The organism is Sphingorhabdus sp., from assembly GCF_044374345.1.
GTDB lineage: Bacteria > Pseudomonadota > Alphaproteobacteria > Sphingomonadales > Sphingomonadaceae > Sphingorhabdus_B.
Genome location: NZ_JBILOS010000059.1, coordinates 1 through 13,892, shown reverse-complemented (window position 1 = coordinate 13,892; position 13,892 = coordinate 1). Strand labels below are relative to the sequence as shown.

12 protein-coding genes, 1 tRNA gene and 1 other RNA gene are annotated in these 13,892 nt (G+C 56.3%); 11 read left to right on the top strand and 3 right to left on the bottom strand.

Annotated features, from left to right (window positions below; all coding sequences use genetic code 11):
* Window positions 1-176 precede the first annotated feature (176 nt).
* Window positions 177-262, top strand: a tRNA-Tyr gene (locus ACIQ5B_RS07335).
* A gap of 81 nt (window positions 263-343) precedes the next feature.
* Here ACIQ5B_RS07335 and ACIQ5B_RS07330 read toward each other — a convergent pair.
* The gene (locus ACIQ5B_RS07330; RefSeq protein WP_397598440.1) at window positions 344-1,360 is read right to left on the bottom strand and encodes a LacI family DNA-binding transcriptional regulator; all 1,017 of its coding nucleotides are present in this window, start codon (window positions 1,358-1,360) and stop codon (window positions 344-346) included.
* 31 nt (window positions 1,361-1,391) lie between these two features.
* The gene (gene ald / locus ACIQ5B_RS07325) at window positions 1,392-2,519 is read right to left on the bottom strand and encodes an alanine dehydrogenase (RefSeq protein WP_397598439.1); all 1,128 of its coding nucleotides are present in this window, start codon (window positions 2,517-2,519) and stop codon (window positions 1,392-1,394) included.
* 88 nt (window positions 2,520-2,607) lie between these two features.
* On the opposite strand from ald, the gene ACIQ5B_RS07320 reads away from it, so the two are divergent.
* The 6 genes from ACIQ5B_RS07320 to ACIQ5B_RS07295 all read left to right on the top strand — a co-directional run bounded on the left by ACIQ5B_RS07320 (window position 2,608) and on the right by ACIQ5B_RS07295 (window position 9,601).
* Complete coding sequence (locus ACIQ5B_RS07320; protein ID WP_397598438.1) at window positions 2,608-3,117, top strand: Lrp/AsnC family transcriptional regulator; 510 nt, start codon at window positions 2,608-2,610, stop codon at window positions 3,115-3,117.
* 296 nt (window positions 3,118-3,413) lie between these two features.
* Complete coding sequence (locus ACIQ5B_RS07315) at window positions 3,414-4,139, top strand: TorF family putative porin (protein ID WP_397598437.1); 726 nt, start codon at window positions 3,414-3,416, stop codon at window positions 4,137-4,139.
* Window positions 4,140-4,213: 74 nt separating this feature from the next.
* Complete coding sequence (locus ACIQ5B_RS07310; protein WP_397598436.1) at window positions 4,214-5,560, top strand: glutamine synthetase family protein; 1,347 nt, start codon at window positions 4,214-4,216, stop codon at window positions 5,558-5,560.
* Window positions 5,560-6,831, top strand: a complete 1,272-nt coding sequence (locus ACIQ5B_RS07305) for an NAD(P)/FAD-dependent oxidoreductase (RefSeq protein ID WP_397598435.1) — start codon at window positions 5,560-5,562, stop codon at window positions 6,829-6,831. The genes ACIQ5B_RS07310 and ACIQ5B_RS07305 overlap by 1 nt, the downstream gene beginning before the upstream one ends.
* Before the next feature lie 20 nt (window positions 6,832-6,851).
* Window positions 6,852-8,174 carry an aspartate aminotransferase family protein gene (locus tag ACIQ5B_RS07300; RefSeq protein WP_397598442.1) on the top strand — a complete coding sequence of 441 codons (1,323 nt, stop codon included), beginning with the start codon at window positions 6,852-6,854 and terminating at the stop codon, window positions 8,172-8,174.
* A gap of 23 nt (window positions 8,175-8,197) precedes the next feature.
* Window positions 8,198-9,601, top strand: coding sequence for a glutamine synthetase family protein (locus ACIQ5B_RS07295; RefSeq protein ID WP_397598434.1), 1,404 nt, complete (start codon window positions 8,198-8,200; stop codon window positions 9,599-9,601).
* Here ACIQ5B_RS07295 and ACIQ5B_RS07290 read toward each other — a convergent pair.
* Window positions 9,598-9,948, bottom strand: coding sequence for a PilZ domain-containing protein (locus ACIQ5B_RS07290; RefSeq protein WP_397598433.1), 351 nt, complete (start codon window positions 9,946-9,948; stop codon window positions 9,598-9,600). The genes ACIQ5B_RS07295 and ACIQ5B_RS07290 overlap by 4 nt on opposite strands.
* 114 nt (window positions 9,949-10,062) lie before the next feature.
* Between ACIQ5B_RS07290 and ffs the strand changes: the two genes are divergently transcribed.
* From ffs to ACIQ5B_RS07270, 4 genes are all read left to right on the top strand, one after another.
* An RNA gene (gene ffs / locus ACIQ5B_RS07285) (signal recognition particle sRNA small type) lies at window positions 10,063-10,157 on the top strand.
* Between the two features lie 61 nt (window positions 10,158-10,218).
* On the top strand, window positions 10,219-11,982 hold the full coding sequence (locus ACIQ5B_RS07280; protein WP_397598441.1) for a DNA polymerase III subunit gamma/tau: 1,764 nt from the start codon (window positions 10,219-10,221) through the stop codon (window positions 11,980-11,982).
* Window positions 11,979-12,314: a YbaB/EbfC family nucleoid-associated protein gene (locus ACIQ5B_RS07275; RefSeq protein WP_183940302.1), complete on the top strand. Its 336-nt coding sequence runs from the start codon at window positions 11,979-11,981 to the stop codon at window positions 12,312-12,314. Before ACIQ5B_RS07280 ends, ACIQ5B_RS07275 begins: the two co-directional genes overlap by 4 nt.
* A 154-nt stretch (window positions 12,315-12,468) precedes the next feature.
* Window positions 12,469-13,892: LON peptidase substrate-binding domain-containing protein (locus ACIQ5B_RS07270; protein ID WP_397598432.1), on the top strand; the 1,424-nt coding region annotated here is incomplete at its 3' end.

Here is a 13,892-nt window from a genome sequence, read left to right as displayed (position 1 = left end):
CCGCGGCGGCGCTGGCTCTTATGGGAAGACATTTGAAACACCTGTTGATGAAAAAGAAGACGATATAGGCCCCTTTCCCACTTGAGGCATTGACAGGCAAGGGCCGTTTCGCCATTGGGCTGCTTCTTCGTCGGGACCGGCCCTTATGCTTTGGCATAATGCCCCGTCAAAGAAGTGGACAGGTGGCCGAGTGGTTAAAGGCAGCAGACTGTAAATCTGCCCGGTTTTCCGTACGCTGGTTCGAATCCAGCCCTGTCCACCATTTTTCTCAATAAGCGATTGTTATGGAGCGATTTTATCGCTGCGCATCATTTGCGTCCATCATCTTGGCGGTCGCCCGCGCTTAAGCGGTTCCGCGTTTCAGCAGTTTAACCGGCACAGGGGCGATGTCGGGTGTGTCGCCCTTCAATACGGCAATCAAAGCCTCCACCAGCATTTCGCCGGCCTGAACATAGTCCTGCTCAATCGTGGTGAGCGGCGGTTGCGCATAGGCGCCCGTTGCAATGCCATCAAAGCCGATGACGCGGACATCGGTGCCAACGGCGATGTGGTGTTCATCGAGCGCGCGCATTGCGCCCAGCGCAATGAAGTCATTGGCGCAGAACAGACCGTCAAAATCGATCTTGTCGCGGATAAGGCCGTTTATAGCTGCATAGCCCTGGTCTTCGCGCACCGCGTTTTCGGGAAGCGGCGGGCAGATGGGCGGCATGCCCTTTTGCGCCATCACCGCCATGTAGGTTGTCAGCCGATCCTGAAATGGCGGCTGTTCGCTGTTTGTGGGGCCAATATAGGCGATTTTCTTGCATCCACTGGACAGCAAATGTTCAATGGCAAGTCGTGCACCCTGCACATTGTCGCTCTTGATCGAAATTAGGTCTTCTTTACTTGCGCCCCAGCAGATCATCGGCGTGTTGTGCCGCGCATACTCGCCAAAAAACTGCCAACCTTCAATATTCTGGCCGCTGCCGATGACAATCAAGCCGTCTGCCTGTCTGCTGCCGGTGTAATTGGCGAAGAAGTTTGCTGGGGAATCCTGAAACGAAACGATCAGGTTGTACCCGCGCTCAGACGCGGACGCCGCGATGCAGCCCAACAGCGACAGGTAAAATGGATTGATGTTCGCTTTATTCTCGCCGCGCCGGCAAAGAATAACCAGCGCAATGGAATAGGTTTGCTGTGTGCGCAGGCGAAGGGCGTTGTGATCGACCGAGTAATTGAGTTCGTTGGCGAGCGCGACAATACGCGCCCGCGTGGCTTCATTTACCTTTTTGTCACCGCGCAACGCCCGCGACACTGTTGGTTGTGACACCCCCAGCATCGCGGCGATTTGATGCGCCGTTATTCTGCCCTCTTTGCCCATGCAGTGCTGTTAGCACCTGAACCTGCGCAAGTCACGCGGCGAGCGCGGATTCCGGCGTGACAAAATCAAGGCCAAGGCTTTCGGCGACGGCTTTGCTTGTCACCTTGCCGCGATGCACGTTCAAACCGGCGAGCAAGCCGCGACCCGTTTCTGTGCTGCCATCGAGCGCGGCGGTACCCTTGCTTGCCAGCGCCAGGCCATAAGGCAATGTCGCGTTATTGAGCGCAGCTGCGCTGGTTTGCGGCACTGCGCCCGGCATATTGGCGACGCAATAATGGATGATGCCATCAACGACATAGGTTGGATCGGCATGGGTGGTGGCATGGCTGGTTTCAAAGCAGCCGCCCTGGTCAATCGCGACATCAACCAGAACCGACCCCGGCTTCATATGCTTCAACATGTCGCGGGTCACCAGCTTGGGTGCACTTGCGCCGGGAATAAGGACGGCGCCAATCACCGCGTCGGCGATGCTGATTTCATGGTCAATGGTTTCCAGTGTGGAATAGCGTGTACGCACCCGTCCGTTGAACAGCTCATCCAACTGGCGCAGGCGCGGGATCGATCGGTCGATGATGGTGACTTCCGCACCGAGGCCAACGGCCATACGCGCGGCATGGGTGCCAACAACGCCGCCGCCGAGCACGGTGACGCGGCCGGCAGGAACGCCGGGAACACCGCCAAGCAATATGCCTGCGCCGCCTTTGCTGCGCCGCATCGCTTCGCCGGCTGCCTCAATGGCCAAGCGGCCAGCGACTTCGCTCATGGGCGCCAGCAGGGGCAGGGTGCCCTTGTCATCGGTGACGGTTTCATAAGCAATTGCAGTGCAACCGCTGGCGATTAAGCCTTTGGCCTGTTCAGGATCTGGGGCGAGGTGGAGATAGGTGAACAACAGCTGGCCGGGGCGCAGCAAGACCCATTCGCTCGGCTGGGGTTCCTTGACCTTTACGATCATGTCGCAGCCAGCAAAGATTTCGGCGGCTGTCGTGGCGATTTCGGCACCCGCTGCGCGATAGGCATCGTCGCTGGCCATGATGCCCGTACCTGCGCCCGATTGTACCATAACCTGATGGCCATGGGCGACATATTCACGAACTGCGCCGGGGGTTAAGCCGACACGATATTCATGCACTTTGATTTCGCTGGGGACGCCGACACGCATAATCTCACTCCTGAAAAATTATCTGTATCGGAAATAGCATCTTCGATATGACGATACTGTGCAAAGATTCGCCTTTTTGCGTGAATATGTGCATAAAATTGTCGAAATCATTTATATTGGCGAAGAATTTATGCAGCTTGATCGAACGGACCGGAAATTATTGGGTGCGCTTGTGCAGAATGGACGGGCAACGCAGGCGGAATTGGGCGAAGCTGCCGGCCTGTCGCCAAGCGCGGCTGCACGTCGGCAGAAATCATTGGAAGATGAAGGGATCCTGCGTGGCTATCGCGCGGATGTGAATCTGCGCAAACTTGGGCTTGGCGCAACGGTGATGGTCACCATCACGCTCGATAGCCAAAGCGAAGAGGCCATGGCGGCATTTGAAGCCGCCGTGGTGGGAAGCCCGTCGACCATCCGCTGCCACCTTATGAGCGGCCGGAATGATTATTTGCTCGTTGTGCGCGCCGCATCGATTGAGGACTATGAGCTCATTCACCGGCAGGAAATTGCCCGATTGCCAAGGGTCGCGCGCATCGAAACCGCCTTTGCATTGCGTGAAGTCGTCAACCGCACCGTCCCGCCGCGGCTGTTTGACTAATCGCTTAAAATCGAACTGGGCGTTACCCTGTGCTGCGCTCGCTGATACCGCAATCCTGCGTCGGACTGTGACGGTTTTGTCACATTGCGTAAAAAGGACAATGACATTGACACAAAATGACTTGCCTGCGGCAAGTTTTGATGTTTGTGTGCACCTGCACAATAAAACGCGGGCCGATAAACATTGGTATTGCGCAGGCATTTAGATTTAGCGGGACAGAACGGTATCTGCCGGATGTAGGGCTATGCGCTCGCTTTCGGCGCAATTATTGGTGCACCTAAGAAGGGGGTAATTTTATGCGTAAATCCATTTTGAAGCTGGCAACAATGAGCGTCGCGATGAGTGCGATGGCTATTTCGGTTCCTGCTTTCGCCCAAGATGCGGCGGCAGAAGAAGCCTCCGGCCCAATCACTGTTTCGGGCGGTGCCGCTTTGGTTTCCGACTATCGTTTCCGCGGCGTATCGCTTTCTGACAAGGGCGTTGCGCTTCAGCCATATTTGACCGTCAAGCATGAGTCCGGCTTTTATGCGGGAGTGTGGGGTTCAAATCTCTCCGAAAATGCGGGCGATGATCTTGAAGTTGATCTTTATGCTGGTTTTTCGGGCGGTGAAGAACTGACCTACGACATCGGTGCGACTTATTATGTCTATCCAGGCGTCTCCAGCTTCAACTATCTTGAACTGACCGGTAAGCTTGGCTCGACAATCGGTCCAGCAACCGTTGGCTTGCAATTGAGCTATGTTCCAAGCCAGGACAACACCGGCAACGCCGACAACGTCTATGTCGCTACCAATGCGTCAGTTGATTTGCCTGACTCACCAATTTCGATCGTTGCATCAATCGGCATTGAAGATGGCGCATTTACCGCGGGCAGTGAAAAGCTCGATTGGACGCTTGGTCTGACGACTAATTTTGCAGGCTTTACACTTGGCGCATCTTATGTCGACACCAACCGCCGTTCGGTGTTTGCATTCAAAGACAGCGCGGCTGGCGTCGTATTTTCGCTCAGCTACGGTTTCTAAACCTGTAAATTGAATTCCATGATGTGCGCGGGCTGGCTTGACCTTTTCAAGCCGGTCTGCGCACATATTGTTTTATGACTATAAACCTCGCCAATTGGATAGCCGAGCATAAGATCGACGAGGTCGAATGCATCGTTCCTGACATTAACGGCGTGCAGCGCGGCAAAGTATTGCCGGCCAAGAAATTCCTGTCGTCTGTCCGCGACAAATCGCTCCGTATTCCCGGAAGCGTCTTTATCTGCACAATCGACGGCCATTATCCCGAAGATATCGAAGATATTTGGGACAAGGATCCGGACAAAATCCTGATTGCTGATCCAGACACGATTTGCGTTGCGCCCGGTTTTAAATCGCCCACCGCATTTGTCATCGCGGACGTCCTACACGGCGATGGCACTGAAGTGGAAATCGCGCCCCGGACGATATTAAAAAAAATTCTGGCCCTTTACGCCAGCCGCGGGTGGAAACCCATCATTGCGCCCGAGGTTGAATTTTATCTCGTCAGCCAAAATGTCGATCCTGATTTCCCGTTGGTTCCACCAACTGGGTCAAGCGGACGCGCGGAAACGGCGAGCCAGCCTTATGGGCTTGAGGCGATGAACGAATATGAAGACATCATCGATCACATCTATGATGACTGTGAATTGATGGGGCTCGACATCGACACCATGATTCACGAAATGGGCGCTGCCCAGCTTGAGGTGAACTTTATCCACGGCGACCCGCTGAAGCTTGCGGATCAAGTATTTCTGTTCAAACGCGTTGTGCGCGCCGTGGCCAAGCAACATGGCGTCTATGCCACGTTCATGGCCAACCCGATGGCTGGCCAACCGGGCAGCGCGATGCATCTGCACCAATCGGTGGTGGATGCTGAAACCGGCCGCAATTTGTTTTCGAACGCCAATGGCCGCGACAGCGCGCTGTTCCGGAGCTACATCGCGGGCCTCGTGAAGTTCATGCCGCAAGTATCACCGCTTTGGGCGCCAAACGTGAACAGCTTCCGCCGGATGCGCCCCGACAGCGCAGCACCGATTAACGTGCAGTGGGGCGAAGATAACCGCAGCTGCGGCTTCCGCGTGCCGATTTCTGACAAGGCCAATCGCCGCGTTGAAAACCGTTTGCCCGGCGCAGATTCCAATCCCTATCTCGCGATGTCCGCATCTTTGGTCTGTGGCTATATCGGCATGGTGGAACGCATGATCCCGGCAAAGGCGATCACGGGCAGCGCCTATAATCGTGCGCGCACGCTCCCCCGGACTTTGGAAGCGGCGCTGGACCGTTTCAGCGCGTGTAAGCCCGTCCGCAACGTGATTGGCGAAGAGTTTTTCGACATTTTCTACGCCATCAAAGACTATGAATTATTCAATTACCAATCGGTGGTATCAAGCTGGGAACGCGAGCATTTGTTGCTGAGGGTGTGATGCCTGATCGGTTGAATGACAGCTATTACCGCGCGACCGCCAATGGCTGGGAAACGCAGCGCCCGCTCGATTATGCTTTGGATTGCGACGTTGCTGTCATTGGCGGCGGCTTCACCGGCCTGTCTGCTGCATTAGCCTGCGCTGAAAAAGGGCTGAAAGTCGCGTTACTTGAGGCGCAGAGCATCGGCTTTGGTGCATCAGGCCGCAATGGCGGGCAGCTCATTCCCGGCCTGCGTTGGTCGATGCGTGAAATCGACGCGGCGTTTGGGCGAGAGCGGGCGAAAGCGATATTCGATTTGGCATGGGGCGCTGGTGCCCGCGTGCATGACCGCATCGTCAAGCATGATATCCCATGCGATCTGAAATCGGGTCATCTCGAAGCCGCCTATAAGCCCGGGCATTTCGAGGATATGCGGCGCGAGGCGGAATTCTTGTCACGCGAATTTGGCTGGGATTCAGTCGATGTTGTCGGACCTGCCGATATCAGCAAGCATATCAATGGCGGTGATTATCACGGCGGCCTTTATGACAGCAAAGGCGGACATTTCCATCCGTTGAACTATGCGCTTGGATTAGCGAAAGCCGCGAAGGCGGCAGGTGTTTTGATATTTGAAAATACCGCTGCGCAAACACCTTTGGACAGGGGCAGTTATGTCGAGATCGCGGCCGGGGCAGGATCGCTCAACGCCCGTCACGTGATCATCGCCACCGACAATTGGACCGGGGATATTGCGCCGGAACTGGGCCGCTACACTGTCCCCATCATGAACTATAACATCGCGACAGCACCGTTGCCCAATGCTGACCAGCTTTTCCCCAGTGACGCGGCGGTTGCGGACAGCCGGTTTGTTTTGAACTATTTCCGTTTGAGCGCGGATAAGCGCCTGATTTTCGGTGGTGGTGAAAAATATGTCCGACGCCCGCCAGCGGACATTGCAGGATTTGTTCGAAAGCATATGGTGGAGGTGTTTCCCTCGCTTGCCCAGACAAGGATCGACTATGCATGGGGAGGTGCCGTGGGCGTAACGATGAACCGGCTGCCGCATATGGGACGTAAGGGAAATGTCTTCTACGCGCACGGCTTCTCCGGTCATGGCGCGTTGGTTACGACGGTCGCGGGCGAGGTGATGGCTGAGGCTGTGCTTGGCACCATGTCGCAGTTCGATGTTTTTGCCAGCCTGCCGCACAGCCGGTTCCCGGGCGGCAAGTGGCTGGCACAGCCGCTCGCAACCCTTGGACTGCTCTATTATGCGATGCGAGACCGGCTGTGATTGAAAGGGCCGTGATAGAGATGATGCGCGCGCGTGAGGTTGCGCGGTTTGTTGCCGCGAACCCAAAGTCGCATGCGCATGCCCAAGCGTCAAAAAGCTGGTTTCAGGGCGTTCCATTCCATTGGATGCTGGATTGGTCCACGCCATTCCCGATCGTCGCTCAGCAGGCGTCTGGAGCAACGCTGACGGGTGTTGACGGGCAGGTCTTTGATGACTTCTGCCTTGGCGATACCGCAAGCATGTTTGGCCATTCGCCGCAGCCATTGGTCGATGCCTTGACCGGGCAAGCAGGGCAGGGACTCAGCTATATGCTCCCCACATCAAAGGGTGCAGACGTGGGCGATATGCTCGCCGCGATGTTCGGACTGCCGCAATGGCAAGTGACGACCACGGCAAGCGAGGCAAATCGCGCCGTCATTCGCTGGTGCCGTGGCTTGACTGGACGCGACAAGATTTTGATCTTCAATGGCTGCTACCATGGCGCGGTCGATGATGTTTTTGTCGATCTGCGCGATGGCAAAGCGGTCAACCGGCCAAGCCTGATCGGACAGGTGCAGGATTTTCTGCCGACCACGGTTGCGATCGAGTTTAACGATGTGGAGGCACTTACGGCGGCATTGCGGGGCGGCGATATTGCATGTGTGCTCGCGGAGCCGTTGATGACCAATATCGGCATGGTGCGAGACGCGCCGGGCTTTTTGGAGACGTTGCGCGCGTTGTGTGATGAAACGGGCACCATATTGGTGCTTGATGAAACCCACACCATTTCTTCGGGCTATGGCGGGCACAGTAACACCCATGGGCCAAAGTCGGATATCATGGTGGTGGGGAAATCCATCGGCGGCGGCGTACCATGTGCGGTATATGGGTTTACGGACGAAATCGCGAAAAAGATGGCAGCGCTGAACCAGTCGCGCCCGCCGGGGCATAGCGGCATCGGCACAACATTGTCGGCTAATGCGCTCGCTATATCGGCTATGCACGCGATGTTGGGGCAGGTCATTACGCGGGGTGCTTATGCCCATATGCTGGCGACGACTAACCGGCTGGTATCGGGATTGAATGGCGTGATCGCGGCGCACAAGCTTGACTGGCATGTCAGCCATGTCGGTGCCCGCGTGGAATTGATATGCTCTGCTGTGCCGCCGCGTAACGGCAGCGAGGCGCGTGCCGTGATGAACCATGCGTTGGAAAGCACGATCCATTTATACCTCGCCAACCGCGGCATATTGCTGGCGCCTTTCCATAATATGATGCTCGTCAGCCCCGCGACGGCGACGGCGCAGGTCGATCGGTTGGCGTTTGAGTTGAACAATGCGCTGACTGAGCTACAAGCGTCTTAAACAGGGTAAGTGAAAGTGACGTCATGACGATTAAGCGGGCCAAGTCATCTGCGACCATCGCCGCACGAAGCGAGGCTGAGGCCTTTTTTGCGGCGAACCCTGATATTGACTCTGTCGAGATGATTTACACCGACATGGGCGGCGTGCCGCGCGGCAAGCGGCTGCGCCAGCATGAGGTGCTATCGGTCTATGAAATCGGCCGCTTTTTCCCAGGCTCCATCACTGTGGTCGACATCACCGGACAAGATACCGTTGAAACAGGTTTGGTCTGGGAGGATGGCGACGCTGATCGCTCAATGAAGCCAATCCCGGGAACGCTCGTGCGGACGCCATGGGCGGGGGACAATGCCGCGCAATTCATGGTCGATTTTTATGAGCTGGATGGCCAGCCGCATGATCTGGACTCGCGGCATGTGTTGGGTTTGGTCGTTGACCGTTTTGCCGAAATGGGTCTGACCCCTGCATTGGCGGTAGAGCTTGAATTTTACCTGTTGGATCCAAAGCGTGCCCGTGACGGTTCCATTCGCCCCGCGCGGCCCGATTATAGCCACGAAACACCACAAATGGTTGAGGTTTATGGCCTGCGTGAACTGGACGACTTTCGGCCTTTCTTTGATGAGCTGTATGAAACCTGCGATATTCAGGGGCTTCCACTGGAATCCGCGATATCCGAATTTGCGCCGGGGCAGTGCGAACTGACCTTGCGTTACAAGCCCGACGTGTTGCGGGCGTGCGATGATGCAATCATGTACAAACGGGTGGTGAAGGCTGTCGCGCAAGCACATGGTCTGGAAGCGACCTTCATGGCGAAACCCTTTGCTGAACAAGCTGGCTCGGGCATGCATATTCACGTGTCGATGAACGATGCCGACGGGAAAAACCTGTTTGCGTCGGATGATCCCGAAGGCACGCCAATGCTGCGCCACGCCATTGGCGGTATGATTTCAGCGGTGGGCGATTGTTTTGCCCTCTTTGCGCCGCATGCAAACAGCTACCGCCGGTTTAAGGCGAACAGCTATGCGCCCGTTGCACCAACATGGGGCGTCAACAACCGCACCGTTTCTTTCCGGATACCGGCCGGCCCGGCGGCAAGCCGTCATGTCGAACACCGCGCATGCGGCGCTGATGCCAACCCATATCTGGCCGTTGCGGGTGTGCTTGCAGGCATCCATCATGGCATCGTCAACCAGATTGATCCCGGCCCCGCAGTCGTCGGCAATGGGTACGACCGCGACAGTTCAGCCGATGATAAGCCGCCAAGCAACTGGTTCGCTGCGGTTGACCGCTTCCATGGGTCAAAGCTGATGCGCGAATATCTGGGCGACCGCTTTGTGGACATGTTCACAATCGTCAAGCGCGTCGAACAGGACCGCTATTTTGGTCAGGTCCCGTCAATCGACTATGATTGGTATTTGCGAAACGCTTAAGCGTGAGCGATTGGAAAGCGGGCGAGGATATTCTGCATTACTGCAGGGTTTAAGAGCGTGTCGAACGCGCACCCAACCATCGTGCCATCGTTCCAGACAATTTTTGCCTGAAGCCCGCTGAGCCCCGGCAACGTTAACCAGACACGCGTGCCTGGGCTCATTGCCGTCAATGCCTCACAAGCGACCCCGGACAGCGACAGATCACGGACGATGACGGCAAAGCCACGCGATCCTGAAGGCCGCATTGACGCCGGTATATCCAGCCGGACGCGCGGCGCGCTGCGGTCTTCCAGTGCGGCGTCTTCATATGGTTGGTAAGATTTTATCTGCGAGGGTGCTTGGACCATGGCTTCCTCTTCTGCTGTGACCGGCAAAGCGTATGAAATTATGGTAAACAAATGGTTAACCGACATTCGTTCCCGCCCCACTTGCATTTAGCCCATGTCGCGGCCATATGCGGCGTGGGAGTCGGATGGACGTGGCACTCGCCAACCTGGTCAGATCCTGACGGAAGCAGCCACAACGAATTCGCTGCGGGTCATCCGGCTCCTACTTTTCCCCGCCTTTTGTTTTAGAAAACTTCGACAAAGGTCGGTGACCGTCCTATCGTAACGATGATGCCCGATTCCAATCGCCCAGAATTCGCAGAACGCGACCCGGATATGCCCGATGATGCCTTGGGACTTGGCTTGGATTTGCCGCCCGTAGCGCAACCGACAGCGCCTGCCGCACCCACGCCATCAGCGCCCGCATCTGTCCCGGCGAATACCGGCGGCGCGGCCTACCGCGTACTGGCCCGCAAATACCGTCCCCAGACCTTTGCCGAGCTGATCGGCCAAGATGCGATGGTGCAGACGCTTGGCAATGCGATTAAGCGCGATCGGTTGGCGCATGCGTTTTTGATGACTGGCGTGCGCGGTGTCGGTAAAACATCAACGGCGCGACTGATTGCCAAGGCGCTGAACTGCATTGGTATGGACGGGCAGGGTGGCCCGACGATTGATCCCTGTGGCACCTGCGAGCCTTGTGTGGCCATTGCCGAAGGCCGCCATATCGATGTCATCGAAATGGATGCCGCAAGCCACACCGGTGTTGATGACGTGCGTGAGATTATTGAGGCTGTGCGCTATTCTGCCGTGTCGGCACGTTACAAGATTTACATCATCGACGAAGTTCATATGCTGTCGAAAAACGCGTTTAACGCGTTGCTGAAGACGCTTGAAGAGCCGCCCGGCCACGTCAAATTCCTGTTTGCGACGACCGAAGTGAATAAGGTTCCGATTACCGTATTGTCGCGGTGCCAACGGTTCGATCTCAAGCGTATTTCCACCGCAAAATTGGCCGAGCATTTCGCGGGCATCGCTGCCAAAGAACATGTTGAGGCCGAGGTTGAGGCGCTGACACTGGTGGCCCAAGCTGCCGAGGGCTCCGTACGCGATGGTCTGTCGATACTCGATCAAGCCATTGCCCATGCCGACATGGAAGGTGACGGCAAGGTTACGGCTGCGCAAGTGCGCGATATGCTTGGCCTGTCGGATCGCGGTGCAATCCGACGGTTGTTTGGGCTTATATTGGCGGGCGATGCACAGGGCATGCTGGCGGAAGCCCGCAGTCAATATAATCTGGGCGTAGAGCCGTTGGCGATGTTTGCCGGGCTTTTGTCCGAAGTGCACCGGCTGACGCTCGCAAAGGTTGGCGCACCGCGCGATGGCGCTTTGGATGCCGATGCCGCTGCATTGGTGGAAGAACATGCGGATCGTCTGTCCTTTCCAGTCCTGCACCGTTTGTGGCAGCTGTTGCTGAAGGGGCAGGAAGAGGTCGCGCGCGCATCAGTGCCACTCGACGCTGCGGACATGGCGCTGCTGCGCGTTATTCATGCCGCGACACTTCCCGATCCCGGTGAGTTGGCCAAGATGATCGGGCAGGGCAGCTTTGCCGCGCCACCGGCCTCTGCACCTACCAGTCTCGACACTCCACAGTCCGCGACAGTGCAGACGTTAATGCCGACGGATTTCCATGCACTTTTGGATCGTTTGGCGCGCGAGGGTTTTGTCGGTCTGGAGATGACCCTGCGCGATGTTGTCCGTTTGGTGGAATATGCGCCACCGGTATTGGCATATCAGTTGGCCGGGCCCGTTGCGCCCGGTTTTGTTGCGGAACTGCGCGACGCTCTGGCGAAGGTGACCGGCACGCGCTGGGACGTTGAAGAGCGCGCTGGCGAGGCTGCACCAAGCTTGTTGGAGCAAGAGCAAGCGAAGGTCGACGCTGAAAAGCGTATGATATTGGAGTCACCTCTGGTCAAAGCGGCGTTTGCTGCGTTTCCGGAGGCGGAGCTGCTCGACAGCGACGAGCAGCAAATGAAATGGAGTAAGAGCGCATGAAAAGCATGGAAGACATGATCAAGGCAGCCCAAGAGGCTGCCCAAAGCATTCAGCAGCAAATGGAACAAGCACAAGCAACGCTCGACACCATTCATGTCGAAGGCCAGTCGGGCGGCGGTTTGGTAAAAGTCCGCGCAACGGCAAAAGGCCGGATTCTGAATGTGGCAATTGATGACAGCCTGATCGTTCCTGCTGACAAAACGATGCTGGAAGATCTTATTACCGCAGCATTTAATGACGCCCGTGAAAAAGCGGACGCCGCGAGCAATGCTGAAATGGGTAAAATGTCGAGCAGCCTGCCATTGCCTGCCGGATTCAAACTGCCGTTCTAATCCCGCCAACATCGGCGCAATTTTCATGTAAACCCGTTTTTTCCCCAGCAAATTGCGCTTTTGGGGACCAGATGCATTGAAAGCATGCGCAGAGCGCTCATATTGAGTGGCAACGGGCGTGCCGCATTTTTGCGCGACCCCAGTTGGAGTATCTATGGATCTGAACCTTCCTTTATTGCCACTGCGCGATATCGTTGTTTTCCCCGGTATGATTGTTCCCTTGTTTGTGGGTCGGGATAAGTCGGTCGTCGCGCTGGAAAAAGCGATGGCGGCGAACAAGGAAATTTTCCTTGTCGCGCAGCTTGATCCTGCCGAGGATGATCCCGGCAAAGATGATTTGTACGATATCGGCGTAACCGCGACGATTATGCAGTTGCTAAAGCTGCCTGACGGTACTGTGCGCGTTCTGGTCGAAGGCAAGCAGCGCGCGCAGCTGCGCGATTTGGTTGAGCATGGCAGCGAATATGTCGAAGCTGCGGTATCCCTCGTTGTCGAACAAAATGCTGAAGGTCCTGAAGCTACTGCGCTGATGCGTTCGGTCGCTGACCAGTTTGAAAATTATTCGAAGCTCAACAAGAAAATGCCCGCCGAAACCGCAGTGCAGCTTTCGGAAATCGAAACGCCGTCGGCGCTTGCGGACGCCGTTGCGGCCAATATCCAGTTAAAGGTGTCGGATAAGCAATCGCTTCTGGTTGAAGCGAATCCGCTTCGCCGGTTGGAAATGGCGTTCGCCTTCATGGAAGGCGAATTGGGCGTATTGCAGGTCGAAAAGAAAATCCGTGGCCGCGTGAAGCGCCAAATGGAAAAGACTCAGCGCGAATATTATCTGAACGAACAGATGAAGGCCATCCAGCGTGAGCTGGGCAATGACGATGGCGAAGGCGGCGACGAAGTTGCCGAGATTCAGAACAAGATCGACACGATGAAGCTATCCAAGGAAGCAAAGGCGAAAGCCAATGCCGAATTGAAAAAGCTGCGCGGTATGGCACCCATGTCCGCCGAGGCGACCGTTGTGCGCAATTATCTCGACACGCTGCTGGGCATACCATGGGGCAAGAAGTCCAAGCTGAAGCGCGATATCGCCAAGGCGCAGGAAGTGCTTGATGAGGACCATTTTGCTTTAGAAAAGGTCAAGGACCGCATCGTTGAATATCTTGCGGTACAGGCACGCACCAACAAGCTTAAAGGCCCAATCTTGTGCCTCGTCGGCCCCCCCGGCGTGGGTAAGACATCGCTTGGCAAATCGATTGCCAAGGCAACGGGGCGTGAATTCATCCGCCAGTCGCTTGGCGGCGTGCGCGATGAGGCCGAGATTCGTGGCCATCGCCGGACCTATATTGGTTCGATGCCGGGTAAGGTCGCGGCCAATTTGAAAAAAGCGGGGACGATGAACCCGCTGTTCCTGCTCGACGAAATCGACAAGCTTGGTCAGGATTTCCGCGGTGATCCGGCGTCTGCATTGCTTGAGGTTCTCGATCCCGAACAAAACAACAAGTTCAATGACCATTATCTCGAAATCGACTTGGACCTGTCCGACGTGATGTTCGTGACAACGGCCAACAGCCTTAATTTGCCACA